The sequence below is a fragment of the Mycobacterium sp. NGS17 genome, from assembly GCF_059813205.1.
In genome coordinates, this window is the sequence record NZ_JCALED010000002.1 from 86,208 (window position 1) to 110,666 (window position 24,459).

At 68.3% G+C, this 24,459-nt stretch carries 19 protein-coding genes and 1 riboswitch; of the genes, 12 read left to right on the forward strand and 7 right to left on the reverse strand.

Going from position 1 to position 24,459, the window contains the following annotated elements:
• Nucleotides 1-213: 213 nt before the first annotated feature.
• The 4 genes from dacB1 to AC5Y7E_RS04520 are packed head-to-tail and all read left to right on the forward strand — an operon-like array spanning nucleotide 214 to nucleotide 4,167.
• Nucleotides 214-1,383, forward strand: a complete 1,170-nt coding sequence (dacB1, locus tag AC5Y7E_RS04505) for a D-alanyl-D-alanine carboxypeptidase DacB1 (protein ID WP_499948300.1) — start codon at nucleotides 214-216, stop codon at nucleotides 1,381-1,383.
• A gap of 2 nt (nucleotides 1,384-1,385) precedes the next feature.
• Nucleotides 1,386-2,738, forward strand: a complete 1,353-nt coding sequence (locus AC5Y7E_RS04510; protein ID WP_499920477.1) for a sugar porter family MFS transporter — start codon at nucleotides 1,386-1,388, stop codon at nucleotides 2,736-2,738.
• Complete coding sequence (gene nagA, locus AC5Y7E_RS04515) at nucleotides 2,729-3,853, forward strand: N-acetylglucosamine-6-phosphate deacetylase (protein WP_499947668.1); 1,125 nt, start codon at nucleotides 2,729-2,731, stop codon at nucleotides 3,851-3,853. Before AC5Y7E_RS04510 ends, nagA begins: the two co-directional genes overlap by 10 nt.
• Entirely contained in the window at nucleotides 3,853-4,167 is a 315-nt protein-coding gene (locus tag AC5Y7E_RS04520; RefSeq protein ID WP_499947669.1) for a DMT family transporter, read from the forward strand. Before nagA ends, AC5Y7E_RS04520 begins: the two co-directional genes overlap by 1 nt.
• On the opposite strand, the gene yhjD is transcribed toward AC5Y7E_RS04520, so the two are convergent.
• Nucleotides 4,164-5,201: an inner membrane protein YhjD gene (gene yhjD, locus AC5Y7E_RS04525; protein WP_499920483.1), complete on the reverse strand. Its 1,038-nt coding sequence runs from the start codon at nucleotides 5,199-5,201 to the stop codon at nucleotides 4,164-4,166. The genes AC5Y7E_RS04520 and yhjD overlap by 4 nt on opposite strands.
• Before the next feature lie 24 nt (nucleotides 5,202-5,225).
• A complete protein-coding gene (gene trpS, locus AC5Y7E_RS04530) occupies nucleotides 5,226-6,245 on the reverse strand; it encodes a tryptophan--tRNA ligase (RefSeq protein ID WP_499920485.1) in 1,020 nt (339 codons plus the stop codon).
• A 196-nt stretch (nucleotides 6,246-6,441) separates the two neighbouring features.
• On the opposite strand from trpS, the gene ephH reads away from it, so the two are divergent.
• Entirely contained in the window at nucleotides 6,442-7,239 is a 798-nt protein-coding gene (gene ephH, locus AC5Y7E_RS04535) for an epoxide hydrolase EphH (protein ID WP_499920760.1), read from the forward strand.
• On the opposite strand, the gene AC5Y7E_RS04540 is transcribed toward ephH, so the two are convergent.
• Together AC5Y7E_RS04540 and AC5Y7E_RS04545 are read right to left on the reverse strand one after the other, a co-directional pair.
• Nucleotides 7,232-8,461 (reverse strand): NADP-dependent isocitrate dehydrogenase, encoded by a 1,230-nt coding sequence (locus AC5Y7E_RS04540; protein ID WP_499920487.1) that lies wholly within the window; start codon nucleotides 8,459-8,461, stop codon nucleotides 7,232-7,234. The two genes, ephH and AC5Y7E_RS04540, sit on opposite strands and share 8 nt — an antisense overlap.
• Before the next feature lie 27 nt (nucleotides 8,462-8,488).
• Nucleotides 8,489-10,723, reverse strand: a complete 2,235-nt coding sequence (locus AC5Y7E_RS04545) for an NADP-dependent isocitrate dehydrogenase (protein ID WP_499920488.1) — start codon at nucleotides 10,721-10,723, stop codon at nucleotides 8,489-8,491.
• Nucleotides 10,724-10,874: 151 nt separating this feature from the next.
• Nucleotides 10,875-10,996, forward strand: a riboswitch (SAM riboswitch).
• A gap of 163 nt (nucleotides 10,997-11,159) precedes the next feature.
• Between AC5Y7E_RS04545 and AC5Y7E_RS04550 the strand changes: the two genes are divergently transcribed.
• From AC5Y7E_RS04550 to AC5Y7E_RS04560, 3 genes are read left to right on the forward strand one after another with little or no spacing between them, the layout of a single operon-like run.
• Nucleotides 11,160-12,530, forward strand: a complete 1,371-nt coding sequence (locus AC5Y7E_RS04550) for a bifunctional o-acetylhomoserine/o-acetylserine sulfhydrylase (RefSeq protein ID WP_499920490.1) — start codon at nucleotides 11,160-11,162, stop codon at nucleotides 12,528-12,530.
• An 11-nt stretch (nucleotides 12,531-12,541) separates the two neighbouring features.
• The gene (metX, locus tag AC5Y7E_RS04555; protein WP_499920491.1) at nucleotides 12,542-13,672 is read left to right on the forward strand and encodes a homoserine O-acetyltransferase MetX; all 1,131 of its coding nucleotides are present in this window, start codon (nucleotides 12,542-12,544) and stop codon (nucleotides 13,670-13,672) included.
• 5 nt (nucleotides 13,673-13,677) lie between these two features.
• Nucleotides 13,678-14,412: a class I SAM-dependent methyltransferase gene (locus AC5Y7E_RS04560; RefSeq protein WP_499920762.1), complete on the forward strand. Its 735-nt coding sequence runs from the start codon at nucleotides 13,678-13,680 to the stop codon at nucleotides 14,410-14,412.
• Between the two features lie 6 nt (nucleotides 14,413-14,418).
• Here AC5Y7E_RS04560 and AC5Y7E_RS04565 read toward each other — a convergent pair whose 3' ends face one another.
• The gene (locus AC5Y7E_RS04565) at nucleotides 14,419-15,783 is read right to left on the reverse strand and encodes an HNH endonuclease signature motif containing protein (RefSeq protein ID WP_499920493.1); all 1,365 of its coding nucleotides are present in this window, start codon (nucleotides 15,781-15,783) and stop codon (nucleotides 14,419-14,421) included.
• A 326-nt stretch (nucleotides 15,784-16,109) separates the two neighbouring features.
• Here AC5Y7E_RS04565 and AC5Y7E_RS04570 point away from each other — a divergent pair, with 326 nt between their 5' ends.
• The gene (locus AC5Y7E_RS04570) at nucleotides 16,110-16,679 is read left to right on the forward strand and encodes a DUF732 domain-containing protein (RefSeq protein ID WP_499920494.1); all 570 of its coding nucleotides are present in this window, start codon (nucleotides 16,110-16,112) and stop codon (nucleotides 16,677-16,679) included.
• Here AC5Y7E_RS04570 and AC5Y7E_RS04575 read toward each other — a convergent pair.
• Together AC5Y7E_RS04575 and AC5Y7E_RS04580 are read right to left on the reverse strand one after the other, a co-directional pair.
• Nucleotides 16,676-16,957 (reverse strand): DUF3017 domain-containing protein, encoded by a 282-nt coding sequence (locus AC5Y7E_RS04575; protein ID WP_499920496.1) that lies wholly within the window; start codon nucleotides 16,955-16,957, stop codon nucleotides 16,676-16,678. The genes AC5Y7E_RS04570 and AC5Y7E_RS04575 overlap by 4 nt on opposite strands.
• The gene (locus AC5Y7E_RS04580; protein ID WP_499920498.1) at nucleotides 16,954-17,799 is read right to left on the reverse strand and encodes a bifunctional methylenetetrahydrofolate dehydrogenase/methenyltetrahydrofolate cyclohydrolase; all 846 of its coding nucleotides are present in this window, start codon (nucleotides 17,797-17,799) and stop codon (nucleotides 16,954-16,956) included. The genes AC5Y7E_RS04575 and AC5Y7E_RS04580 overlap by 4 nt, the downstream gene beginning before the upstream one ends.
• Nucleotides 17,800-17,937: 138 nt before the next feature.
• On the opposite strand from AC5Y7E_RS04580, the gene AC5Y7E_RS04585 reads away from it, so the two are divergent.
• Genes AC5Y7E_RS04585 through AC5Y7E_RS04595 form a run of 3 tightly spaced genes read left to right on the forward strand, consistent with a single transcriptional unit; the run spans nucleotide 17,938 to nucleotide 24,429 of the window.
• Nucleotides 17,938-19,143 (forward strand): NADH:flavin oxidoreductase, encoded by a 1,206-nt coding sequence (locus AC5Y7E_RS04585; RefSeq protein WP_499920500.1) that lies wholly within the window; start codon nucleotides 17,938-17,940, stop codon nucleotides 19,141-19,143.
• A gap of 30 nt (nucleotides 19,144-19,173) precedes the next feature.
• Nucleotides 19,174-21,819, forward strand: a complete 2,646-nt coding sequence (locus AC5Y7E_RS04590) for an ATP-binding cassette domain-containing protein (protein WP_499947671.1) — start codon at nucleotides 19,174-19,176, stop codon at nucleotides 21,817-21,819.
• A gap of 36 nt (nucleotides 21,820-21,855) precedes the next feature.
• Nucleotides 21,856-24,429 carry an ATP-binding cassette domain-containing protein gene (locus tag AC5Y7E_RS04595; RefSeq protein ID WP_499947673.1) on the forward strand — a complete coding sequence of 858 codons (2,574 nt, stop codon included), beginning with the start codon at nucleotides 21,856-21,858 and terminating at the stop codon, nucleotides 24,427-24,429.
• Nucleotides 24,430-24,459 lie beyond the last annotated feature (30 nt).

Here is a 24,459-nt window from a genome sequence, read left to right on the forward strand (position 1 = left end):
TTGGGAATGACGCGTCCTCTCGCCGGTCGCGTGTCAGCGTAGCCCACCCGAAGCTCAGTAACTTCCGTCTCACCAGTCACAGCGCGGCTCCCCGGATTCGGGCCGCCGATCGCTTACTGTGCACAGACGATGAGCCTGTTACGTTCCGCTTCATGCCTGGCAGCGGCGCTTTTCCTGATGGCCGCCCCGGTCACGCTGGCAGCACCGGCGAACATGCCGCTCGCGAAGGCCGAGCCCGGCGCCGAACCCAATGCCGCGCCCGCGGACTGCCCATACAAGGTGAACACCCCCAAGGCCGTGGACTCGTCGGAGGCCCCCACGGCCGGTGACCCGCCGATCCCGCTGGCGGTGCCGGCGAAGCCGGTCGGCGGCGACGCACTGGGCAGCTGCGGCATCGTCGCCGCGCCGAATACGCCGGCGTTGCCGAACGACGTCTCCGCCGAGGCCTGGCTGGTGGCCGACCTGGACAGCGGCGCGGTCATCGCGGCCAAGGACCCGCACGGGCGGCACCGCCCGGCCAGCATCATCAAGGTGCTGGTCGCGATGGCCGCCATCAACGCCCTTAACCTGAACAAGTCGGTCCCCGGAACCGCCGACGACGCCGCCGCCGAGGGCACCAAGGTCGGCGTCACCGACGGCGGCGTCTTCACCGTCAACCAACTGCTGCACGGGCTGCTGATGCACTCCGGCAACGACGCCGCCCACGCGCTGTCCATGCAGCTGGGCGGGATGCAGCAGGCGCTGGAGAAGATCAACGTGCTGGCCGCCAAGCTCGGCGGCCAGGACACCCGGGCGGCGTCGCCGTCGGGCCTGGACGCGCCCGGCATGAGCACCTCGGCCTATGACATCGGGCTGTTCTACCGCTACGCCTGGCAGAACCCGACGTTCGCCGACATCGTCGCGACGCGCACGTTCGACTTCCCCGGCCACGGCGACCACCCGGGCTACGAGCTGGAGAACGACAACCAGCTGCTCTACAAGTATCCCGGCGCCCTGGGCGGCAAGACCGGTTACACCGACGACGCGGGCCAGACGTTCGTGGGCGCGGCCAATCACGACGGGCGACGCTTGATGGCGGTGCTGCTGCACGGGACGCGGGTGCCGATCGCGCCGTGGGAACAGGCCGCGCACCTGCTGGACTACGGCTTCTCCACCCCGCAGGGCACGCAGGTCGGGTCGTTGATCGCGCCCGACCCGTCGCTGACCCCGGCCAAGCACGACGCCGCCGCGGACCCGCTCGCCAACAACGCCGCGGCCGACGGGATCATCGGATCCGCGGACGCCATGCCGATCCGGGTGGGGGTGGCGGTGATCGGCACCATGGTGGTGTTCGCGCTGATCATGATGGCCCGCTCGATGAACCGCCGACCACTTCATCGCTGAGCGTGCCCACCGGATCGCGACTGCTCGCCGGGCTGACCGCCGCCAGCGTGGGCATCATCTTCGGCTACGACCTGTCCATCATCGCCGGGGCGCAGTTGTTCATCACCGAGGACTTCGGGCTGTCCACCCGCCAGCAGGAGCTGCTGACGACGATGGTGGTGATCGGCCAGATCGCCGGGGCGCTGGGCGCCGGCGTGCTGGCCAACGTGATCGGGCGCAAACGGTCGGTGGTGCTGATCCTGTTCGCCTACGCCGCTTTCGCACTGCTGGCCGCGTTCTCCGTCTCGCTGCCGATGTTGCTTTCGGCGCGGTTGCTGCTGGGGCTGACCCTCGGCGTGGCGGTGGTCGTGGTCCCGGTCTACGTGGCGGAATCCGCCCCGACGGCGGTGCGCGGTTCACTGCTGACGGCCTATCAGCTGGCGATAGTCAGCGGCCTGATCGTCGGCTATCTGACCGGCTATCTGCTCGCCGGCACCCACAGCTGGCGGTGGATGCTGGGGCTGGCCTGCGTGCCCGCATTGTTGTTGCTGCCGTTGGTGATTCGGATGCCCGACACGGCGCGATGGTACGTGCTGAAAGGCCGGACGGACGATGCCCGGCGGGCGCTGCTGCGGATCGAACCCGCCGAGCGTGTCGAGGCCGAACTCGACGAGATCGGCCGGGCGCTGAGCGAGGCCTCGCGCGGGAGCGGGATCTCCGAGCTGCTGCGGCCCCCGTACCTGCGGGCCACCGCCTTCGTGGTGGTCCTCGGCTTCTTGATCCAGATCACCGGCATCAACGCGATCATCTACTACAGCCCCAGAATCTTTCAGGCCATGGGTTTCACCGGCAATCTCGCGCTGCTGGGGCTGCCCGCGCTGCTTCAGGTCGCCGGGTTGGCGGCCGTCGGCACTGCGCTGGTGCTGGTGGATCGAGTGGGCCGGCGGCCAATCCTGTTGTGCGGCACCGCCATGATGATCGTCGCCGACGTCGTGCTGATGGCGGTGTTCGGGCGGGGTTTCGGCGGCACGATCGTCGGATTCGCCGGAATCCTGCTGTTCATCTTCGGCTACACCATGGGGTTCGGCTCCCTGGGCTGGGTGTACGCCAGCGAAAGCTTCCCGTCCCGGCTACGCTCGATCGGGTCGAGCACCATGTTGACCTCCAACCTGGTGGCCAACGCCATCGTCGCCGCCGTCTTTCTGAGCCTGCTCCATTCACTGGGCGGCGCAGGCACTTTCGCGCTGTTCGGGGCGCTCGCCGCGGTCGCGTTCCTCTTCGTGTACCGGTACGCGCCGGAAACCAAGGGCCGCCAGCTCGAAGACATCCGCCACTTCTGGGAAAACGGCGGCCGCTGGGAGAACCCGTGCCCGTGATCGCCGCGGGCACCATGGTGCTCGACGGACAGGTCTGCCGCCCCGGCTGGCTGCAGACGTCCGGCGGACGGATCGCGGCCTGCTCGCCCGGGCCGCCGCCCCAACCGGCCGACGTCGACCTCCCCGATTGCACGGTGGTGCCGGGCTTTGTCGACATGCACGTGCACGGCGGCGGGGGGGCCTCCTACACCGACGGCGACGGTATCGTCGACGCCGCCGCCTTTCACCTGCGGCATGGCACCACCACCACGCTGGCCAGCCTGGTGACCGCCTCGCCGGCCGAACTGCTGGGCGCGGTGCGCGCGCTCGCCGGGGCCGCCAAACGCGGCATCGTCGCGGGCGTCCACCTGGAGGGGCCGTGGCTGAGCCGCGCACATTGCGGAGCCCACGACCCCACCCAGATGCGTGACCCGGACGCGGGAGAGATCGATGCGGTGCTGGCCGCGGGCGACGGCACCATCCGGATGGTGACGCTGGCACCCGAGCTGCGCGGCGCCGACGCGGCCATCCGGCGTTTCGTGGACGCGGGAGTCGTTGTGGCGGTGGGCCATACCGCCGCTTCCTACGAGCAGACCACTAATGCGATCGCGCTGGGCGCCACGGTCGGCACGCATCTGTTCAACGCGATGCCGCCGCTGCACCATCGCGAGCCGGGCCCGGCCCTGGCCCTGCTGCGGGACCCGCGAGTGACCGTCGAGGTGATCGCCGACGGCGTGCACCTGCACCCCGACGTGGTGACGGCGGTGATCGCTTCGGCGGGCGCGGACCGCGTCGCCATGATCACCGACGCGATCGCCGCGGCCGGACGCGCCGACGGGGCGTTTCGGCTCGGCGCGGTGCCGATCGATGTCGTCGCCGGGGTCGCACGGGTGCACGGGACGACGACGATCGCGGGCAGCACCGCCACGATGGATCGGGTCTTCCGCACGGTGCATGCCGACGCCGGCCTGGCCGCCGCGGTGCAGACGACCGCCGCGACGCCGGCGCGAGCGCTCGGCCTGCGCCGGGTGGGCGTCCTCACCCCCGGCTACGACGCCAATCTCGTTGTGCTGGACGATCATTTAGGCATCTCGGACGTCATGGTGCGCGGCGCCTGGCGCCGGGGAGGTGCTTGATGGCCTGGCTCGTGTTGATTGCGTCGGGAGTCCTCGAGGCGGTGTGGGCGACCGCGCTGAACAAATCCGACGGCTTCTCCCGACTCGTCCCGTCGCTGGTATTCCTTGTCGCCGTGGCGCTTTCGATGACCGGATTGGCGCTCGCCATGCGCACCCTGCCGGTCGGAACCAGCTATGCGGTCTGGGTCGGCGTGGGAGCGGTGCTCACCGTCGGCTACGCGACGCTGATCGGCGACGAACCGGCGTCGTTGATCAAGCTGGTGCTGATCGGCGGGATCGTAGCCTGCGTCGCGGGCCTGAAGCTGGTCGGCTAGCGATCGCGGCGGCTCAAGCGGGCGATCCGGGAAAGCGCCAGCGCCCCAACGGCTCCCACCGCCATCGCGGTCAGCGTTTGGCGGGTCCCCCGGCCCTCATCCAGCTGCACGCGCGGCGCGATGATCGCCGGGGCCGGAGGGGCGACGGGTTGGCCGCGCGGATCGTTCGAGGCCGTCGCCGCCCACGCGGTGCAGAACAGGACGAGATACGCGGTGATGTAGGCGAACACCATCAACCCGAGCACCGGGCCGAAGGCCGCGCCCGCCGGGCTGCGCAGCACCGTCCGCAGATAGATGGAGGCGACCTGTTTGAACACCTCGAAGCCGATCGCAGCGATCAGCCCGGCCCGCATCGAATCGACGAAGCTGACCTTTTCGCGGGGCAGGCGGGCGATCATCCAGGTGAACAGCAGCCACGACACCAGCGTCGCGATCAGAATCGAGAACAGCCAGAAAAGCCAGTCGAACACGACGAACTGCGGTATGCCAAGCCATTTCAGGAGCGCGGCCATGGGTGCGGCGTGTCCGACGGTGGTCAGGCCGACGGTGGCCACGATGATCGCGAACGTCCCCATCATCGCCAGCAGATCGGAAAGCTTGTTGCGCACGAAGCCCGGCGACTCGATGTGTTCGTCCCACCACATCTCCGTCACCGCCTGGCGCAGGTGCGATATCCAGCCCAATCCGGCCCACACGGCGGTGGCCAACCCGATCACACCGACCGACGTCCGGGCGTCGATGGCCGAGTTCATCAACTCCTGCAGCTGATTACCGAGCGCCCCGGTGACCTGGGAGCGGATGTGGTCGTCGATGGTGCTCAGCAGCTGCGGCCGGCGGGCCAGCACGAACCCGAAGACCGCGAAACCGACCATGAGCAAAGGAAACAACGCGAAAATCGTGTAATAGGTGAGCCCGGCCGCAAAGAACCCGCCGTTGCGCTCATCGAACCGCTGGTAGGCGCGAATCACGTGATCGAGCCAGCCGTACCGGGCCCGCAACCGGTCGAAAACGCCCGCCTTGGCCGGCTCGCTCATCGCACGACTCCAATGAGAGCGGTACTAGCTCCGTTGTGGAAGAAACCCAAGGCGATCGTAAACCCGCTGAACCGTTTTCCCGGCCACATCGTTGGCCTTTTCCGCTCCGGCCGCGAGCACGGCCTCCAATTCGGCGAGATCGGCGGTCAGTTCGTCGACTCGGGCCTTGATCGGGGCGACGAACTCGACGACCGCCTCGGCGGTGTCCTTCTTCAAATCGCCGTAACCCCTTCCGGCATAGCCTTCCACGAGCGTGTCGATCCCGGCGCCGGTGACCGCGGACTGGATGCTGAGCAGGTTGGAGACTCCCGGCTTGGCCGCGGTGTCGAAGCGAATCTCGCGTTCGCTGTCGGTGACCGCCGAGCGAATCTTCTTGGCCGACACCGCCGGTTCGTCGAGCAGGTTGATCAGCCCGGCGTCGGTGGCCGCCGACTTGCTCATCTTCGATGTCGGGTCTTGCAAGTCGTAGATCTTCGCGGTCGCCTTGGGAATGAACATGTCCGGCACCACGAACGTCTCCGGGAAGCGGCTGTTGAACCGCTCGGCGATGTCGCGCGCCAGCTCGAGATGTTGTCGCTGGTCCTCACCCACCGGTACCAGATCGGTGTCGTAGGCCAGCACGTCGGCCGCCTGTAGCACCGGGTAGGTGAACAACCCCACGGTGGTGGAGTCGGCGCCCTGGCGCAGCGACTTGTCCTTGAACTGCGTCATCCGCGACGCCTGTCCGAAGCCGGTGAAGCAGCCCAGCACCCAGGCCAGCTGGGTGTGGGCGGGCACGTGGCTCTGCACGAACACGGTGCTGCGGGCCGGGTCGATGCCCAGCGCCAGATACTGCGCGGCCGTGATCAAGGTGCGCCGACGCAGCGCCTCGGGATCCTGGGGGACGGTGATGGCATGCAGGTCGACCACGCAGAAGAAAGCGTCATGGTCGTCCTGCAGCGCGACCCACTGTGTGATGGCGCCCAGCGCGTTACCCAGGTGAAGCGAATCGGAGGTGGGCTGCACGCCGGAGAAAATCCGGCTCGATCCGGTAGCGGTGCTCATGATGCACCGATCTTTTCATGACGTGCGGGCGCTGCGAGGGGGCCGCCTTGCGGTACCGGCGGTACCACATTTACTGTCGGGCTATGACCAAGCTCGTCTGCTCGGCTCCTTCCTCGTGAGCCCCGCTCACTCGGCGTCGCCTTCGGCCCGGTCCCCCATCCACCTCGGTCCCAGGGATGGTTCCGGAGAGCCCGTCCTGATGCTGCACGGATTCCTGATGTCGCAGACGGTATGGGATCCGGTCGCGCCGCGGCTGGCCGAGACCGGTCGCTTCGAGGTCTTCGCCCCCACCATGGCCGGGCACAACGGCGGGCCCTATGCGGGCACCTGGCTGCTGAGCTCGTCGGTGCTGGCCGACCACGTCGAGCGCCAGCTCGACCAGCTCGGCTGGGAAACCGCTCACCTCGTGGGCAACTCGCTGGGCGGATGGGTCGCCTTCGAACTGGAGCGGCGGGGCCGCGCCCGCAGCGTCACCGGCATCGGCGCCGCGGGCGGATGGACGCGGTGGAGCCCGGTGAAATTCGAGGTCATCAGCAAGTTCATCGCGGGCATGCCCGTCCTCGCGCTGGCCCGGCTGTTCGGGGAGCGCACCCTGAAGCTGCCGCTGAGCCGGCGGCTGGCGACCCTGCCGCTCACCGCGACGCCGGAGGGCATCAGCGACGACCAGCTGCACGTCGTCATCGACGACGCCGCGCACTGCCCCGCGTACTTCCAGCTGCTCGTCAAGTCGCTGTTGGATCCGGGCCTGCTTCAGTTGGCCGACACCGCGGTGCCGGTCCAACTCGTGCTGTGCGAGAAGGACCGGGTGGTGCCCGCGAGCAGGTTCAATCGGCACTTCACCAACTTCCTGCCCCCGGGAACGAAGGTCACCAAGCTCGACGGCGTCGGTCACGTCCCCATGTTCGAGGCCCCCGACCGGGTCGCCGCGACCATCGCCGACTTCGTCGACGAGTGCGGCGCCGGGGCCGACCGGCGGCAACCACCGGCTAGTTAGCCAGCCGCTTTTCCAGGTCCTCCGCGATCGAGTTCAAGAACTCCTCGCTGTTCTGCCACTCCTGGTCGGGGCCGACGAGGACGGCGAGGTCCTTCGTCATCTTTCCGCTCTCGACGGTGGACACCACCACGTCCTCCAGCGTTCGCGCGAACTCGGTGACCTCGGGGGTGTCGTCCAGCTTGCCGCGGTGCGCCAGTCCACGCGTCCAGGCGAAGATCGAGGCGATCGGGTTGGTCGACGTCGGCTTGCCGGCCTGATACTGGCGGAAGTGCCGGGTTACGGTGCCGTGCGCGGCCTCGGCCTCGACCGTCTTGCCGTCGGCGGTCATCAGCACCGACGTCATCAGCCCCAGTGAGCCGTAGCCCTGCGCGACGAGGTCCGACTGCACGTCGCCGTCGTAGTTCTTGCAGGCCCACACGTAGCCGCCCTCCCACTTCAGGCAGGCCGCAACCATGTCGTCGATCAATCGGTGCTCGTAGGTCAGTCCCTCGGCCTCGAACTGCTCGGCGAACTCCTCGTCGTAGACGCGCTGGAACTCGTCTTTGAACATGCCGTCGTACGCCTTGAGGATGGTGTTCTTGGTCGACAGGTACACCGGCCACTTGGCGTCCAGCCCGTACTTCAACGAGGCGCGGGCGAAGTCCCGGATGGAGTCCTTGAAGTTGTACATCCCCATCACGACGCCCCCGTCCTCGGGGATGGACACCACCTCGTGCACCATCGGCTCGCCGCCGTCGGCGGGCGTGAAAGTGATTGCGACGGTTCCGGGTTTGTCGACCTCGAAGTTGGTCGACCGGTACTGGTCGCCGAAGGCGTGGCGGCCGATGACGATCGGCTTGGTCCAGCCCGGTACCAGCCGCGGCACGTTCGAGATCATGATGGGCTCGCGGAAGATGGTGCCGCCCAGAATGTTTCGAATCGTGCCGTTGGGCGAGGGCCACATCTTCTTGAGATCGAACTCCTCGACGCGGGCCTCGTCGGGGGTGATGGTGGCGCACTTGACACCGACGCCGTGCTTCTTGATGGCGTTGGCCGCATCGATGGTCACCTGGTCATCGGTGCGGTCGCGGTGCTCGATGCCCAGGTCGTAGTAGTCCAGGTCGATGTCGAGGTGCGGCAGGATCAGCATGTCCTTGATCGACTTCCAGATGACGCGGGTCATTTCGTCACCGTCGAGCTCTACGACGCGGCCTTTGACCTTGACCTTGGCTTCCCCTGCCATGTCGAGTCCCGCTTCCTGCCGGGGGCCCTAGCCTGTCGAAGCCGCCAGCGCCTCATTGAAGGTCTTGCTCGGGCGCATGATCGCCGTCGTCTTCTCGCTGTCCGGGTAGTAGTAGCCGCCGATGTCGACCGCCTCGCCCTGCGCCTCGGCGAGCTCGGCCACGATGGTCTCCTCGTTTTCGCGCAACGCGTCGGCGAGCGCGGCGAAATGCTTGCGCAATTCTTCGTCGTCGGATTTCGCGAGTTCGGCCGCCCAGTACAGCGCCAGGTAGAACTGGCTGCCGCGGTTGTCGAGTTCACCGGTCTTGCGCGACGGGCTCTTGTCGTTCTCCAGCAGCTTGCCGATGGCGGCATCCAGCGTCTTGCCCAGGACCTTGGCGCGCTCATTGTCGGTCTTGATGCCGATGTCCTCGAAACACGCTCCGAGAGCAAGGAATTCACCCAGGGAATCCCAGCGCAGATGGTTCTCCTCGACGAGTTGGTGGACGTGCTTGGGCGCCGAACCGCCCGCGCCGGTTTCGTACATCCCACCGCCGGCCATCAGCGGCACGATGGACAACATCTTGGCGCTGGTGCCCAGCTCCAGGATCGGGAACAGGTCGGTGAGGTAATCGCGCAGGATGTTGCCGGTCGCGGCAATGGTGTCCTGCCCGCGCATGGCGCGCTCGATGGTGTACCGCATTGCCCACACCTGCGGCATGATCTGGATCTCCAGGCCCTCGGTGTCGTGCTCCTTCAGGTACGCCTTGACCTTCTTGCGCAGCTCGACCTCGTGCGGCCGCTCGGTGTCGAGCCAGAACAACACCGTCATACCGGAGTTCCTGCCCCGGGTGACCGCGAGCTTGACCCAGTCGCGGATCGCTTCGTCGGTGACGATGGGCATGCGCCAGATGTCACCCTCCTCGACGTTCTGGGTCAGCAGCACTTCCCCGGTGTCGAGGTCGACGATGTTGGCGACACCGTCCTCGGGAATCTCGAAGGTCTTGTCGTGCGAGCCGTACTCTTCGGCCTGCTGCGCCATCAGGCCGACGTTGGGAACGGTGCCCATCGTCCGCGGATCGAACTGCCCGTGGGTTTTGCAGAAGTTGATGATCTCCTGGTAGATCCGCGAAAAAGTCGACTCGGGGTTGACGGCCTTGGTGTCCTTCTGGCGCCCGTCGGCGCCCCACATCTTGCCGCCCGCGCGGATCATCGCCGGCATGGACGCGTCCACAATGACGTCGCTGGGCGAATGAAAGTTGGTGATGCCCTTGGCCGAATCGACCATGGCCAGCTCGGGGCGGTGTTCGTGGCAGGCGTGCAGATCGCGGATGATCTCCTCGTGCAGTGACGCCGGCAGCGACTCGATCTTGTTGTAGAGGTCGACCAATCCGTTGTTGACGTCGACGCCGAGCTCGTCGAACAGCTCCTGGTGCTTGGCGAAAGCGTCCTTGTAGAAGATCTTCACCGCGTGACCGAAGACGATGGGGTGCGACACCTTCATCATCGTCGCCTTGACGTGCAGCGAGAACATCACGCCGGTCTCGTAGGCGTCCTGCATCTGCTCCTCGTAGAACTCGACGAGGGCCTTCTTGCTCATGAACATGGAATCGATGACGTCGCCCTCGCGCAGCTCGACCTTGGCCTTGAGCTCGAGGGTCTGCCCGCTCTTGGTCTCCAGCACCATCTTCACGTTGCGCGCGCGGTCCAGCGTCATCGACTTCTCGCCGTGGTAGAAGTCGCCGTGCCGCATGGTCGCGACGTGAGTGCGCGAGGCCGGCGACCAGTCCGCCATGCTGTGCGGGTGCTTGCGGGCGTACTCCTTCACCGCCTTGGGCGCGCGCCGGTCCGAATTGCCCTGCCGCAGCACCGGATTGACGGCGCTACCAAGGCATTTGGCGTAGCGCGCGCGAATCTCTTTGTCCTCGTCCGTCTTTGGACTCTGCGGGAAGTCCGGGATCTTGTATCCCTTGCCCTGCAACTCCTTGACGGCGGCGATCAGCTGGGGGACCGAGGCGCTGATGTTCGGCAGCTTGATGATGTTGGTGTCGGGGAGTTCTGTCAGCCGGCCCAACTCGCCCAGGTTATCCGGAACGCGCTGCTCTTCGGTCAGATCGTCGGGGAACTCCGCCAGAATCCGGGCGGCCACGGAGATGTCGCTGGTCTTGATCTCGATGCCCGCCGGCTCGGCGAAGGCGCGCACGATCGGCAGGAACGCATAAGTCGCCAGCAGCGGCGCTTCGTCGGTCAGTGTGTAGATGACGGTCGGCTGTTCGGCGCTCACGGTCCCTCTCCCGGCGTCAATGATGGGTTCGAATTCTGGGGGGCTCAGCGGTCTTCCTGCCACGTTAGCAAGGGTGTTTGGACAGGTGTCGACCTGCACGTGCACCGCGATGGTTGGCACCGACTCGGCACAGTAAGATAATCTTCGAATTGGTCATGAGCGCCAGCATCAAGCCCCGGCTTGCTGGCCGGCAACCCTCCAACCGCGGTGGGGTGCCCCGGGTGATGACCAGGTTGAGTAGCCACACAACCGGCTATCCGGCAAGCGCGGGTCCGCCATGACGGGCCCCTGAGCAGACAGGGAAACGTGATGTGCATTCTCCCGGCCTTTTCGCGCCTCATCGTGTGTCGCTGCTAATCCGCGGTGCCGGCTGACGCCCCATTCCGGCGTCCCGGCCGTCGCCGAGCACATTTCCCTACCAGCAGAAAGCAACCCCGTGACCTCCGACAACGCCGAGCACGACACCGACCCGACCGCGAATTGGTCGTTCGACACCAAGCAGGTACACGCCGGCCAGCAGCCGGACAGCGCCACCAGCGCCCGCGCCCTGCCGATTTACCAGACCACGTCGTACACCTTCGACGACACCACGCACGCCGCCGCCCTGTTCGGGCTCGAAGTGCCGGGCAACATCTACACCCGGATCGGCAACCCGACCACCGATGTCGTCGAGCAGCGCGTCGCCGCACTCGAGGGCGGGGTGGCGGCGCTGTTCCTGAGCTCCGGGCAGGCCGCCGAGACCTTCGCCATATTGAACCTGGCCTGTGCCGGCGATCACATCGTCTCGAGCCCGCGGCTCTATGGCGGGACGTACAACCTGTTCCACTATTCGCTGGCCAAGCTCGGCATCGACGTCACCTTCGTGGAGGACCCCGACGACCTGGATTCGTGGCAGGCCGCGGTGCGGCCGAACACCAAGGCCTTCTTCGGCGAGACCATCTCCAACCCGAAGATCGATGTGCTGGACATTCCCGGGGTCGCCGGGGTCGCGCACGCCAACGGCGTCCCGCTGATCGTCGACAACACCATCGCCACGCCGTACCTGATCCAGCCGTTCTCCCACGGCGCCGACATCGTCGTGCACTCCGCCACCAAGTACCTCGGCGGCCACGGCTCGGCGATCGCCGGGGTCATCGTCGACGGCGGCACCTTCGACTGGACGCAGGGACGCTTCCCGGGGTTCACCACGCCCGACCCGAGCTACCACGGCGTGGTGTTCGCCGAACTCGGCCCGCCGGCCTTCGCGCTCAAGGCGCGCGTGCAGCTGCTGCGCGACCTCGGTTCTGCCGCTTCGCCGTTCAACGCGTTCCTGGTCGCCCAGGGCATCGAGACGCTGAGCCTGCGCATGGAGCGCCACGTCTCCAACGCGCAGCGCGTGGCCGAGTACCTGGCCGGCCATGATGGCGTGGTGTCGGTCAACTATGCGGGCCTGCCCAGCTCGCCCTGGCATGAGCGGGCAAAGAAGCTGGCGCCCAAGGGAACCGGCGCGGTGCTGGCCTTCGAGCTGGACGGCGGCGTCGAGGTGGGCAAAGCGTTCGTCAACGCGCTGAAGCTGCACAGCCACGTCGCCAACATCGGCGACGTGCGCTCGCTGGTGATCCACCCGGCGTCCACGACGCACGCCCAGCTCAGCCCGCAGGAGCAGCTGAGCACCGGGGTCAGCCCCGGTCTGGTGCGCCTGGCCGTGGGCATCGAGGGCATCGACGACATCCTGGCCGACCTGGAGCTCGGCTTCGCCGCGGCGGCCAAATTCGGTGCGACCGCGGGGGCGTCGGGCACCGATCCGCAAGCGGTGGCGGCATTTTGAGGAGACCGGCAATGACGATCTCAGACGCTGCAACCCAGCCGCTGCCGGCCGAAGGCGAGATCGGCGTGGTGCGCATCGGGTCGCTGACCACCGAGAACGGCGCGGTGATCGACGATGTCCAGATCGCCGTCCAGCGTTGGGGCGAGCTGTCCCCCAACCGCGACAACGTGGTGGTGGTGCTGCACGCGCTCACCGGCGATTCGCACCTGACCGGGCCCGCCGGGCCGGAACATCCCACGCCGGGTTGGTGGGACGGTGTCGCCGCGCCGGGTGCCCCGATCGACACCAATCGCTGGTGCGCGGTGGTCACCAACGTGCTGGGCGGTTGCCGCGGCTCCACCGGGCCGAGCTCGATTGCCCCGGACGGAAAGCCATGGGGCTCAAGGTTTCCGCAGATTACCGTGCAGGATCAAGTTGCGGCGGACGTCGCCGCGCTGGCGGCGCTGGGCATCGACCGGGTTGCCGCCGTCATCGGCGGATCCATGGGCGGGGCAAGGGCTTTGGAGTGGATCGTCGCCCAGCCCGACCGGGTTCGGGCCGGGCTGGTGATAGCGGTCGGCGCGCGCAGCACCGCCGATCTGATCGGCCACCTGAGGACGCAGATATCGCTCGTCAAGACCGACCCGAACTGGCAGGGCGGCGACTATTACGGAACCGGGCGCAAACCCGACACCGGAATGGCGCTCGCCCGGCAATTCGCCCACCTGACCTACCGCGGCGAGCTGGAGCTCGACACCCGGTTCGGCAACGGCAGCCAGGGTGGCGAGGATGCGGGGAACGGCGGCCGCTACGCAATACAGAGCTACCTGGAATATCAGAGCGAAAAGCTGGTCGATCGCTTTGACGCCGGCAGCTACGTGGCGTTGTCGGACTCGATGAGCAGCAATGACGTGGGCCGCGGCCGCGGTGGAGTGCGAAAAGCGCTGAGCGAGTGTCCCGTACCGGTCGTGGTCGGCGGCATCACCAGTGACCGGCTCTACCCGCTGCGTCTGCAGGAAGAGCTGGCCGAGCTGCTGCCGGGCTGCGCCGAACTGGACATCATCGAATCAATCTACGGGCACGACGGATTCCTGATCGAAGCCGACGCGGTCAACGAATTGATTGCGAAAACCCTCAAATTGGCCGATGAGCAAGGCGCGTGACGACCGTGACCCGCTCGCGCCACGACCGCTCCCTATCGTTCGGTTCGGCGGCCGCAGCCTATGAGCGGGGACGCCCTTCCTACCCCCCGGAGGCGATCGACTGGCTGTTGCCGGTCGGGGCGCGCCGGGTGCTCGACTTGGGTGCCGGTACCGGGAAGCTGACGACGCGGTTGGTGGAGCGCGGCCTGGACGTGGTGGCCGTCGACCCCATCCAGGACATGCTGGAGGTGTTGCGCGCCTCGCTGCCGGAGACCCGGGCGCTGCTGGGCACCGCGGAAGAGATTCCGTTGGAGGACAACAGCGTTGACGTGGTGCTGGTGGCGCAGGCCTGGCATTGGGTGGATCCCGAGCGCGCGATCCCGGAGGTGGCGCGGGTGCTGCGGCCCGGCGGCCGGCTGGGTCTGGTGTGGAACACCCGCGACGAACGGCTCGGCTGGGTGCGCGAACTGGGGCAGATCATCGGCAGCGACGGCGACGGCGGCCGCACCCAGGTAACGCTGCCGGAGCCCTTCACCGACCTGGCGCATCATCGGGTCGAGTGGACGAGTTACCTTACGCCGCAAGCATTGATCGACCTTGTCGCATCCCGCAGCTACTGCATCACCTCGCCGGCCGAGGTCCGCACCCAAACGCTCGACCAGGTGCGCCAATTGCTGGCAACCCATCCGGCGCTGGCGAACTCGACGGGCCTGGCGCTGCCTTACGTCACCATGTGCACCCGCGCGACGCTGGCGGGATAGCGAACGCTACGGCCCGGCGTCGTCTCCGTCGCGCAGCAGTTTCTCGGGGTGGTGGAAGGTGTTGGTGCGCGGCTGGTCTCGGTCGAGATGTGGCGGTGGAATCCATTCGGTGTCTCCGCGCGGGCGTTTTCGGGTGGTCCAACCACCGGGTTTGAGGAGTCGGTGGTGGGGGCCGCAGGCGAAGGTGAGGTCGTTGACGTCGGTCACGTGGCACTTGCTGTAGTCGGTGGCGTGATGGACTTCGCAGTAGTAGCCGGGCACGGTGCAGCCCGGGTTCGAGCAGCCGCGGTCCTTGGCGTACAACACGATTCGCTGTCCCGGTGAGGCCAGGCGCTTGGTGTGATAGAGCGCCAGCGCCTTGCCCTTGTCGAAGATCGCCAGATAGTGGCGGGCGTGGCGGGCCAGGCGGATCACGTCGCTCATCGGCAGCATGGTGCCGCCCCCAGTCAGGCCTCGCCCGGCGGCGGATTCCAGCTCGGCCAGCGTCGTGGTCACGACGATGGAGGCCGGTAACCCGTTGTGCTGCCCCAACTCTCCGGAGGCAAGCAGCGCCCGCAGCGCCGCGTTGAGTCCGTCGTGGTTGCGCTGGGCGGCCGAGCGCGGGTCGCCCTCGATGGCCTCTTGGGTGGGTGCGCCGTCGATGCACGGGGTGTCGTCGAGGGGGTTGCACATGCCCGGGGCGGCGAGTTTGGCCAGGACGGCTTCCAGGGTGGCGCGTGCTTCGGGGGTGAGCCAGCCGCGCAGCGCCGACATGCCGTCGGCTTGCTGGTTGCCCAGCGTCAGCCCCCGTCGGCGGGCGCGGTCGTCGTCGGTGAAGGTGCCGTCGGGGTTGAGCACATCGGCCAGTCCCCGCGCCAGGGCGGCGAGTTGTTCGGGGCGAAACCGCGTTCCGAACTCGGCCAGTTGGGCTTCGGCCTGCTCGCGCGCCGCGAAATCCACCCAGCCGGGCAGCTGGTGGTAGAACTTGCGGATCACTGCCACCTGGCCCGCGCCTAGCTCGCCCTGGCGTTGGGCGGCCGAGGTCGCGGCCAGCACCGAGGCCAGCGGTTCGCCGGTCAGGCCGTGTCGCGGGCCCAGATCGCGCGCCTCTTTGACCCGCCGGGCGGCTTCGGTGCGGCTGATCAGTGTCGCCTCGGCGAGGGCATGGACCACTGTGCCGCCGAGGTCTAGGGAGGGGGCTTGGCGGGCAAGAGAATTGATCAGCGGATGCTCGACGGCCGGGATGCGCCGGCGCTGCTTTTCGCAGCGCTGCAACGCCATTAGCTGTTGCTGCGGGTTGAGCGCGTCGTAGTCCAGCGCGCAGGCTCGATCCCAGGCGGCATCGAGCGCGTCGAACACCGCATCGACATCCTGCAGACCACTTGAACTCACACCGTCAAACTAGCCGCACCCACCGACAGAATCGCCCCACCGGCCGCCATAGATTCACACTCGCGCAAGATCTTTCGTTGTTGGTCAACCCCCAGGCGACAGGTTCGAGCCGCCCGCGTCCAGATCACAGTGTGGTGTCGATTGACCGCCCGGCCTTGCGCAATCGAGCTGGGTAATAACCGATGTGGCGGGCGTCGTGGCCTCACGAAACGCTTATTGTGCGAACCTTTATCCCACCGTGTCGCAAACGTGACAGTCATGGCTCAGAGTTCCATACGTGGTTCGAGTGCCGCTGACGCACTCCATTGGCGGACGGGGAGGCTGGCGTGAAGGCACTTGCACGAACTCATCGGTGGGTCTGGCTTTTTCGTCGCCAGCCCTTCACCATCCGCCTGCTGGCCGCTGCCGCCGGACTGCTCACCGTGGCCTCGGCGTTCGCGGCGCCGGCCGAAGCGGAGGGCAACGGTGACGACTTCATCGACGCGCTCAACCACGCCGGCATCGACTTCGGGGAGCCCGGAAACGCGATGTCCGTCGGCGAATCGATCTGCCCGATGCTCTCGCAACCGGGTGGCAATTTCGCCGCGGCCGCGTCCAGCGTCGCCGGTAGGGGCATGTCGCCCATGATGGCGCGGATGTTCACCCAGATCGCGATCCAGACGTACTGCCCCGAGGAGATGGCAAACATCGCCAGCGGCAACCTGTCCGCCGCCATGCCGCCGGGAATGCCGGGAATGCCGGGCCAGATCCCGGGAATGCCAGGGCAAATCCCGGGAATGGCCGGCCAGGTCCCGGGCCTGCCCGGGCAGGTACCCGCACTGCCAGGCCAATACCCGGGAATGGCGGGCCAACTGCCCGCGATACCCGGGCAGGCTCCGGCGCTGCCGAGGTTCTAGCGGGTGCCCAGCGGGTCGATGGTCCACGCGATGTAGAACATCGCCGCCCCGACCGTCGCGGTGGTGATGAAGTCGATTCCCTTGCCGCGCACCACCAGAAGGCCGGCCCGGTCCTCGGACAACACCAGCCGCAACAGCGCCGCCACCGCCACACCGATACCGATCAGCAGCGAACCACGACGCCAGAAACTGGCCCCGACCAGGGCCAGCGCTACCGCAAAGATCATGCCCACCAACACAATTGGCCATTGGGCCCGCAGCAGGGTGCGCGCGGTCATTGCCGCTCGGCCAGCTCGACGACGTTGGTCAGCAGGAACGCACGGGTCAGCGGACCCACGCCGCCCGGGTTCGGCGACACGTGGCCGGCCACGTCCCACACGTCGGGATGCACGTCGCCGACAAGCTTGCCGTCCACGCGGCTGACGCCGACGTCGAGCACCGCGGCGCCGGGACGCACCATGTCGTCGGTCACCATGTGCGGCACCCCCACGGCCGCGACGATGATGTCGGCCTGCCTGGTCAACGCAGGCAGGTCACGAGTCTTGGTGTGGCACAAGGTCACCGTGGCGTTCTCGGAGCGGCGGGTCAGCAGCAGCCCCAGCGGGCGCCCGACGGTGACACCGCGGCCGATGACGACCACGTGCGCCCCGGCGATCTCCACGTCGTAGCGACGCAACAGGTGCACGATGCCGCGCGGGGTGCACGGCAGCGGGGCCGGGTTGTTGAGCACCAGCCGGCCCAGGTTGGTCGGGTGCAGGCCGTCGGCGTCCTTATCCGGGTCGACCCGCTCCAGCGCCGCGTTCTCGTCGAGATGCTTGGGCAGCGGCAACTGCACGATGTACCCGGTGCAGTCGGGGTTGGCGTTGAGTTCGTCGATGGTCTCGTTGAGCGTCGCGGTGCTGATGTCGGCGGGCAGGTCACGGCGAATCGAGGTGATGCCCACCTTCGCGCAATCGGCGTGCTTGCCCCGGACGTACGCCTGCGAGCCGGGGTCATCGCCCACCAGGATGGTGCCCAGCCCGGGGGTGCGACCCGATGCGGCCAATGCCGTCACGCGCTGCTTGAGGTCGACGAAGATCTCGTCGCGGGTGGCCTTGCCGTCCAGCGTGATTGCTCCCACGGTGACAGTCTGGCAGACCTCGATGATGGCGACCCGCCGCGCCCGGCTCCGCCGCGCTTGCGATCGCCATGGTGCCCAATGATGGCGACCCGCCGCGCCCGGCTCCGCCGCGCTTGCGATCGCCATTAGGCTCCCGGTATGTCTACCCCTCCGGACGTGTTCAGCCCCGCGAAGCTCGGTCCGATTACGCTGCGCAACCGCACCATCAAGTCCGCCACCTTCGAGGCGCGCACACCCGAGGCGCTGGTGACCGACGACCTCATCGAGTACCACCGGCTGCCTGCCGCCGGTGGGGTCGGCATGACGACCGTCGCGTACTGCGCCGTCTCCCCCGGCGGCCGCACCGAGGGCAACGGCATCTGGATGCGGCCGGAGGCCGTGCCCGGCTTCCGGCGGCTCACCGACGCGATCCACGCCGAGGGCGCCGCGGTCAGCGCGCAGATCGGCCACGCCGGCCCGGTGGCCAACGCCAAGTCCAACAAGGCGAAGGCCCTGGCGCCGGTCCGGTTCTTCAACCCGATCGGGATGCGGTTCGCCAAGAAGGCGACCCGCGAGGACATCGACGAGGTCATCGAAGGGCACGCCAACGCCGCGCGGCTGGCCATCGAGGCCGGCTTCGACGCCGTCGAAATCCACCTGGGCCACAACTACCTGGCGAGTTCATTCCTGTCCCCCCTGATCAACCGGCGCGACGACGAGTTCGGCGGGTCGCTGCAGAACCGGGCCAAGGTCGCCCGCGGCATGGTGATGGCCGTTCGGCGTGCGGTGGAGAAGGAGGGCACGCCCATCGCGGTCACCGCCAAACTGAACATGGCCGATGGCGTTCGCGGCGGCATCAGCACCGAGGAATCGCTGGCCACCGCCAAGTGGCTGGAGGAGGACGGCGGGCTGGACGCGATCGAACTCACCGCGGGCAGCTCGCTGGTCAACCCGATGTACCTGTTCCGCGGCGACGCGCCGCTCAAGGAGTTCGCCGGCGCGTTCAAACCGCCGCTGCGCTGGGGCATGCGCATGACGGGCAAGAAGTTCCTGCGCGAATACCCCTACCGCGAGGCCTATCTATTGCGCGACGCCAAGCTGTTCCGCAACGAGTTGAAGATGCCGCTGATCCTGCTCGGCGGAATCACCAACCGGGAGACGATGGACCTGGCGATGGCGGAGGGATTCGATTTCGTCGCGATGGCCAGGGCTCTGTTGGCCGAGCCGGATCTGATCAATCGAATCGCCGCTGATGGCGCCCGGCACCAGGTGCATTCGGCGTGCACGCACTGCAACCGGTGCATGCCCACGATCTACACCCGAACGCACTGCGTGGTGACCGGCGCGCCCGACGCTCACGGGTAAACCACAGGGCTGCAAGCTACAGTTGTGGCGATGTCAGCACCAGCCCCGCCAGCGCTAACCGTCCATCACGAAGGATCGGAACGCACCTTCGCAGCGGGCCACGATGTAGTAGTCGGGCGCGATCTGCGAGCGGACATGCGTATCACCCACCCGTTGATTTCGCGCGCCCATCTGCTGCTGCGTTTCGATCAGGGCAAGTGGCTGGCCATCGACAACGGTTCGCTCAACGGCACTTTCGTCAACGGCCGACGGGTGCCGGTGGTCGAGATCCACGACGGCCAGAACCTGAACATCGGCAACCCGGACGGACCGCTGCTGACGTTCGACGTCGGCCGTCACCAGGGCATGGCCGGGCGTCCGCCCCGCACCGAATCGATGAACATCCCGGTGGCGGCGGCACCGCCGCAGGCCGCGGCGTGGCCGGGGCAACCGGCGCCGCCCACCGCCGCCCCACCGCCTCCGCCGCCGCCCGGGCGCACGCCCAATTGGGCGGCGCCGCCGCGGCGGCCGCAGCCCGCGCCCGTGCCGCGGCAAGTCCCGCCGGGTCACACCATGTACGGGGGCGGCGGTGGACGCCCGCCTGCTGCGCCGCCCCCGACGCGCAACGCCCCGCCCATCGCGCAGATGCCCGCCGTGGGCTCGGGGAGCCCGCCGACCCACATGGCCCCCGCCTCCGCCAAGCCACCCGAGGTGGCGAACCTGGCGACCAAGATGTTCCAGGCGCTGCTGCCGTCGCGCTCCGACTCGGCTGCGCAGCCCGCCGGGTCGCAAACCATCGGCCGGGCCACCGACAACGACATCGTCATCCAGGACGTTCTGGCGTCGCGCCACCACGCCTTCTTGATCCAGACGCCGCTGGGCACCGAGATCCGCGACGCGCACAGCGTGAACGGGACCTTCGTCAACGGCGTCCGGGTCGGTTCGGCGGTGCTCACCGAGGGCGACGTGGTCACCATCGGCAACGTCGACCTGGTGTTCACCGGCGACAGCCTGGTCCGGCGCACCGAGGCGGCGACCCGTACCGGCGGGCTGGAGGTCAACTCCGTCTGCTACACCGTCGACCACGGCAAGCAGCTGCTGGACCACATCTCGCTGACGGCCCGGCCCGGGACGCTGACCGCCATCATCGGCGGGTCGGGCGCCGGCAAGACCACCCTGTCGCGGCTGATCGTCGGCTACACCAGCCCCACCTCGGGCAATGTGACCTTCGAGGGCCACGACATCCACACCGAGTACGCGTCCATGCGCAGCAGGATCGGCATGGTCCCGCAGGACGACGTCGTGCACCGCCAGCTCACGGTCAACCAGGCCCTCAACTACGCGGCCGAACTCCGCCTGCCGCCCGACACCAGCAAAGAGGAACGGGCCCGCGTCGTCGCGCAGGTGCTCGAGGAACTCGACATGACCCAGCACGCCGACACCCGGGTCGACAAGCTCTCCGGCGGTCAGCGCAAGCGTGCCTCGGTCGCTCTCGAGCTGCTCACCCAGCCGTCGCTGCTGCTGCTGGACGAGCCGACGTCGGGCCTGGACCCGGCGCTGGACCGTCAGGTGATGCTGATGCTGCGCCAGCTCGCCGACGCGGGCCGCACCGTCCTGGTGGTGACCCACTCGGTGTCGTATCTGGACGTGTGCGACCAGATCCTGCTCGTCGCGCCCGGTGGCAAGACCGCGTTCTGCGGGCCGCCCGACCAGGTGGAATCCGCCATGGGGACGCGCAACTGGGCCGACATCTTCGCCAAGGTGGGCGCGGACCCGGACGAGGCGAACCGCCGGTTCAAGGAGCGCAACCAGCAGTCGTCGAAACCACCGTCCCCGCAGAGTCCGGCGGACCTGGGCGAACCACCGCAGACCAACCTGTTCCGGCAGCTGTCCACGATCGCCCGGCGCCAGGTTCGCCTCGTCGTCTCCGACCGCGGTTACACGATCTTCCTGGCGGTCCTGCCGTTCCTCATCGGCGCGCTGTCGCTGACGGTGAAGGGCCCGCACCCGGGCCTCGGCCCGGCCGACCCGATGGGGCCGGCGCCGACGCAGCCGCAGTACATCATGGTGCTGTTGAACATCGGCGCCGTGTTCATGGGCACCGCGCTGACCATCCGCGACCTGATCGGCGAGCGGCCGATCTTCCGGCGCGAACAGGCCGTCGGCCTGTCCACGACCGCCTATCTGCTGGCCAAGATCGCGGTGTTCTGCGTCTTCGCGACCGCCCAGGCGGCGATCGCGACCATCATCGTGCGGCTGGGTAAGGGCGCGCCGACGGCGCATCCCCAGTTCTTCGGCAACTCCACCTTCTCGCTGTTCGTCACCGTGGCCGGCACCTGCATTGCGTCGGCCATGCTCGGGCTGCTGCTTTCGGCGCTGGCGCAATCCAACGAGCAGATCATGCCGCTGCTGGTGGTGTCGATCATGTCGCAGCTGGTGTTCTCCAGCGGCATGATTCCGGTGTATCAGCGCGTCGGGCTCGAGCAGATGGCGTGGCTGACGCCCGCCCGGTGGGGCTACGCGGCGGGAGCGTCCTCGATCGACTTCCCGTCGCTGGTGAAGGTCAAGCAGATCCCGACCAACGACCCGATCTGGCAGCACTCGAAACACATCTTCGTGTTCGACATGTTCATGCTCGCGGCCCTGTCGATCGGTTACACCGGCTTCGTCCGCTGGCATATCCGGCTGAAACGCTAGGCCGGCGTCCCAACCGCGACTTGCAACCTGGATGTGATGACTCGACCTGAGCAGCCCGTGCTGACGGCTCGGTCTGACCGCTCCGAGGGAAGTTTCGCCGCCGGCCGCGACGTGGTGGTGGGCAGCGACCTGCGCGCCGACCTGCGCATGGCGCACCCGCTGATCGCCCGCGCGCACGTGCTGCTGCGCTTCGATCAGGGGCGGTGGCTGGCGGTCGACAACAACTCGCTCAACGGGGTCTACCTGGACGGCCAGCGGGTGCCGGTCATCGACATCCACGACGGCCAGACGATCAACATCGGCAAGCCCGACGGTCCGCGGATCACCTTCGAAGTGGGGATGGGCAACGTCGGCCTGCTCCCGCCGACCACGAAGTCGATCGCGATCATCGCCGCCCAGCCCGGCGCCCCGGCGCCCCCGCGGGCACAACCCACGGGACCGCGACCCGCGGCCGGGCCGGCCCGGCCGCCCGCGCCTCCGCCACGACCGCCCGCCTCGCCGCCGTCGCGCCCCTTCCCACGACGAGACACTCAGCGCAGGCCGGCCGTCCCGATCGCCCCGCCGGAGGCCGCGACCCGCGCCGTACCGCAGTCCGGGTCGCATCCCGCCGCACCGAACCCACCCACCGGCAGGAGCGACGCCGGGGAGTTCCCCACCACCTGGGTCAGCGTCCCGGGGGGTGAAGCCGAGCGCCGGCCGGCGGCCGGCCGCTCCGCCTGGATCGGGCGCGCGCTCAACAACGACATCGTCGTGCACGACGTGCTGGCCTCCCGCCATCACGCCTTCTTGAACCCCACCCCGACGGGCGCCGAGATCCGCGACGCGAACAGCAGCAATGGCACCTTCGTCAACGGCGTCAAGGTCGGGTCGGCGGCGCTGTCCGACGGCGACGTGGTGACGATCGGCAACGTCGACCTGGTGTTCCACGACGGCATGTTGGTGCGCCGCCAGGAGGCGGCGACGCGAGCCGGCGGCCTGGAGGTGCGCGAGGTCAACTTCGGCGTCGGCGGCAAGAGCCTGCTCGAGCGGATCTCGCTGGTCGCCCGGCCGGGCACGCTGACCGCGCTGATCGGCGGTTCGGGCGCGGGCAAGACCACGCTGTCGCGGCTGATCGCCGGGTATGCCACGCCGTCATCGGGCTCGGTGACCTTCGAGGGGCACGACATCCACTCCGAGTACGCCTCGCTGCGCACCAGGATCGGGATGGTTCCCCAGGACGACGTCGTGCACCGCCAGCTCACCGTCAGCCAGGCGCTCGGCTACGCCGCTGAGTTGCGCCTGCCGCCCGACACCAGCAAGGCCGATCGCGCGCAGGTCGTCGCCCAGGTCCTCGACGAGCTGGGCCTGACCGAGCACGCGGACACCCGGGTCGACAAGCTCTCCGGGGGCCAGCGCAAACGCGCGTCGGTGGCGCTCGAACTGCTGACCGGGCCGTCGCTGCTGATCCTCGACGAACCGACCTCCGGCCTGGACCCGGCGCTGGACCTGCAGGTCATGACCATGCTGCGACAGCTCGCCGACGCCGGCCGCGTGGTGCTGGTGGTCACCCACTCGCTGACTTACCTCGACGTCTGCGACCAGGTGCTGCTGATGGCGCCGGGCGGCAAGACGGCGTACCTCGGCCCGCCCGGCCAGATCGGCGCGGCCATGGGGACCACCAACTGGGCGCACATCTTCGCCAAGGTGGGCGCCGACCCCGACGAGGCCAACCGCCGCTTCCTGGCCCAGAACAGACCCCCGCCGCCCACCCAGACCGAGGCGCCGGCCGAGCTGGGCGTTCCCCCGCACACCAGTAAGCGCCACCAGTTCTCCACGATCGCCCGCCGCCAGGTCCGGCTGGTGGTCTCGGACCGTGCCTACTTCCTGTTCCTGGCGGTGCTGCCGTTCGTCATGGGCGCGCTCTCGCTGACCGTTCCCGGCAGCGTCGGTTTCGGTTATGCCGATCCGGTGAGCGAGTCGGCAGGCGAAGCCGGGATGATCCTGACGCTGCTCACCATGGCGGCCGTGTTCATGGGCACCGCGCTGACCATCCGCGACCTCATCGGCGAGCGGCCGATCTTCCGGCGCGAACAGGCCGTCGGCCTGTCGAGCACCGCCTACCTGCTGGCCAAGGTCGCGGTGTTCTGCACGTTCGCCGTCCTTCAGGCGGCCATCGCCACGGCCATCGTGGTGCTGGGCAAGGGGCCGCCGACGCGCCCGGCGGTGCTGCTCGGTAATGCCACTTTCGAGCTGTTCACCGGGGTCGCGGCGACCTGTGTGGCCGCGGCGATGCTGGGTCTGCTGCTCTCGGCGCTGGCCCGCTCGGGCGAGCAGATCATGCCCCTGCTGGTGGTGTCGCTGATGATGCAGATGGTGCTCTGCGGCGGCATGGTGCCGGTCACCCACCGGATCTTCCTCGACCAGCTGTCCTGGCTGGCGCCCTCGCGGTGGGGCTATGCCGCGCAGGGGGCGACGGTAGACCTGTGGACCGTGTCGCCCGGGCCGCAAAGCCCGCGGGACAGCCACTTCGAGCACACGGCGGCGGCCTGGCTGTTCGACATGGGCATGCTCGCGGTGCTCACCGTCGGCTACGCCGCGCTGGTGCGCTGGCGCATCCGGCTCACCCGCTGAGCGCTGCGCCGCGTGGTCTGCGCCGCGTGG

What these genes read in the sequence shown, in the direction of transcription:
- yhjD (WP_499920483.1), bottom strand. Translation starts at nt 5,201, where the DNA reads ATGAGCGAGCCGGCCAAGGCGGGCGTTTTCGACCGGTTGCGGGCCCGG.
- trpS (WP_499920485.1), bottom strand. Translation starts at nt 6,245, where the DNA reads ATGAGCACCGCTACCGGATCGAGCCGGATTTTCTCCGGCGTGCAGCCC.
- metX (WP_499920491.1), top strand. Translation starts at nt 12,542, where the DNA reads ATGACGATCTCAGACGCTGCAACCCAGCCGCTGCCGGCCGAAGGCGAG.
- AC5Y7E_RS04590 (WP_499947671.1), top strand. Translation starts at nt 19,174, where the DNA reads ATGTCAGCACCAGCCCCGCCAGCGCTAACCGTCCATCACGAAGGATCG.
- AC5Y7E_RS04520 (WP_499947669.1), top strand. Translation starts at nt 3,853, where the DNA reads ATGGCCTGGCTCGTGTTGATTGCGTCGGGAGTCCTCGAGGCGGTGTGG.
- AC5Y7E_RS04540 (WP_499920487.1), bottom strand. Translation starts at nt 8,461, where the DNA reads ATGGCAGGGGAAGCCAAGGTCAAGGTCAAAGGCCGCGTCGTAGAGCTC.
- AC5Y7E_RS04575 (WP_499920496.1), bottom strand. Translation starts at nt 16,957, where the DNA reads ATGACCGCGCGCACCCTGCTGCGGGCCCAATGGCCAATTGTGTTGGTG.
- AC5Y7E_RS04585 (WP_499920500.1), top strand. Translation starts at nt 17,938, where the DNA reads ATGTCTACCCCTCCGGACGTGTTCAGCCCCGCGAAGCTCGGTCCGATT.
- AC5Y7E_RS04595 (WP_499947673.1), top strand. Translation starts at nt 21,856, where the DNA reads ATGACTCGACCTGAGCAGCCCGTGCTGACGGCTCGGTCTGACCGCTCC.
- dacB1 (WP_499948300.1), top strand. Translation starts at nt 214, where the DNA reads ATGCCGCTCGCGAAGGCCGAGCCCGGCGCCGAACCCAATGCCGCGCCC.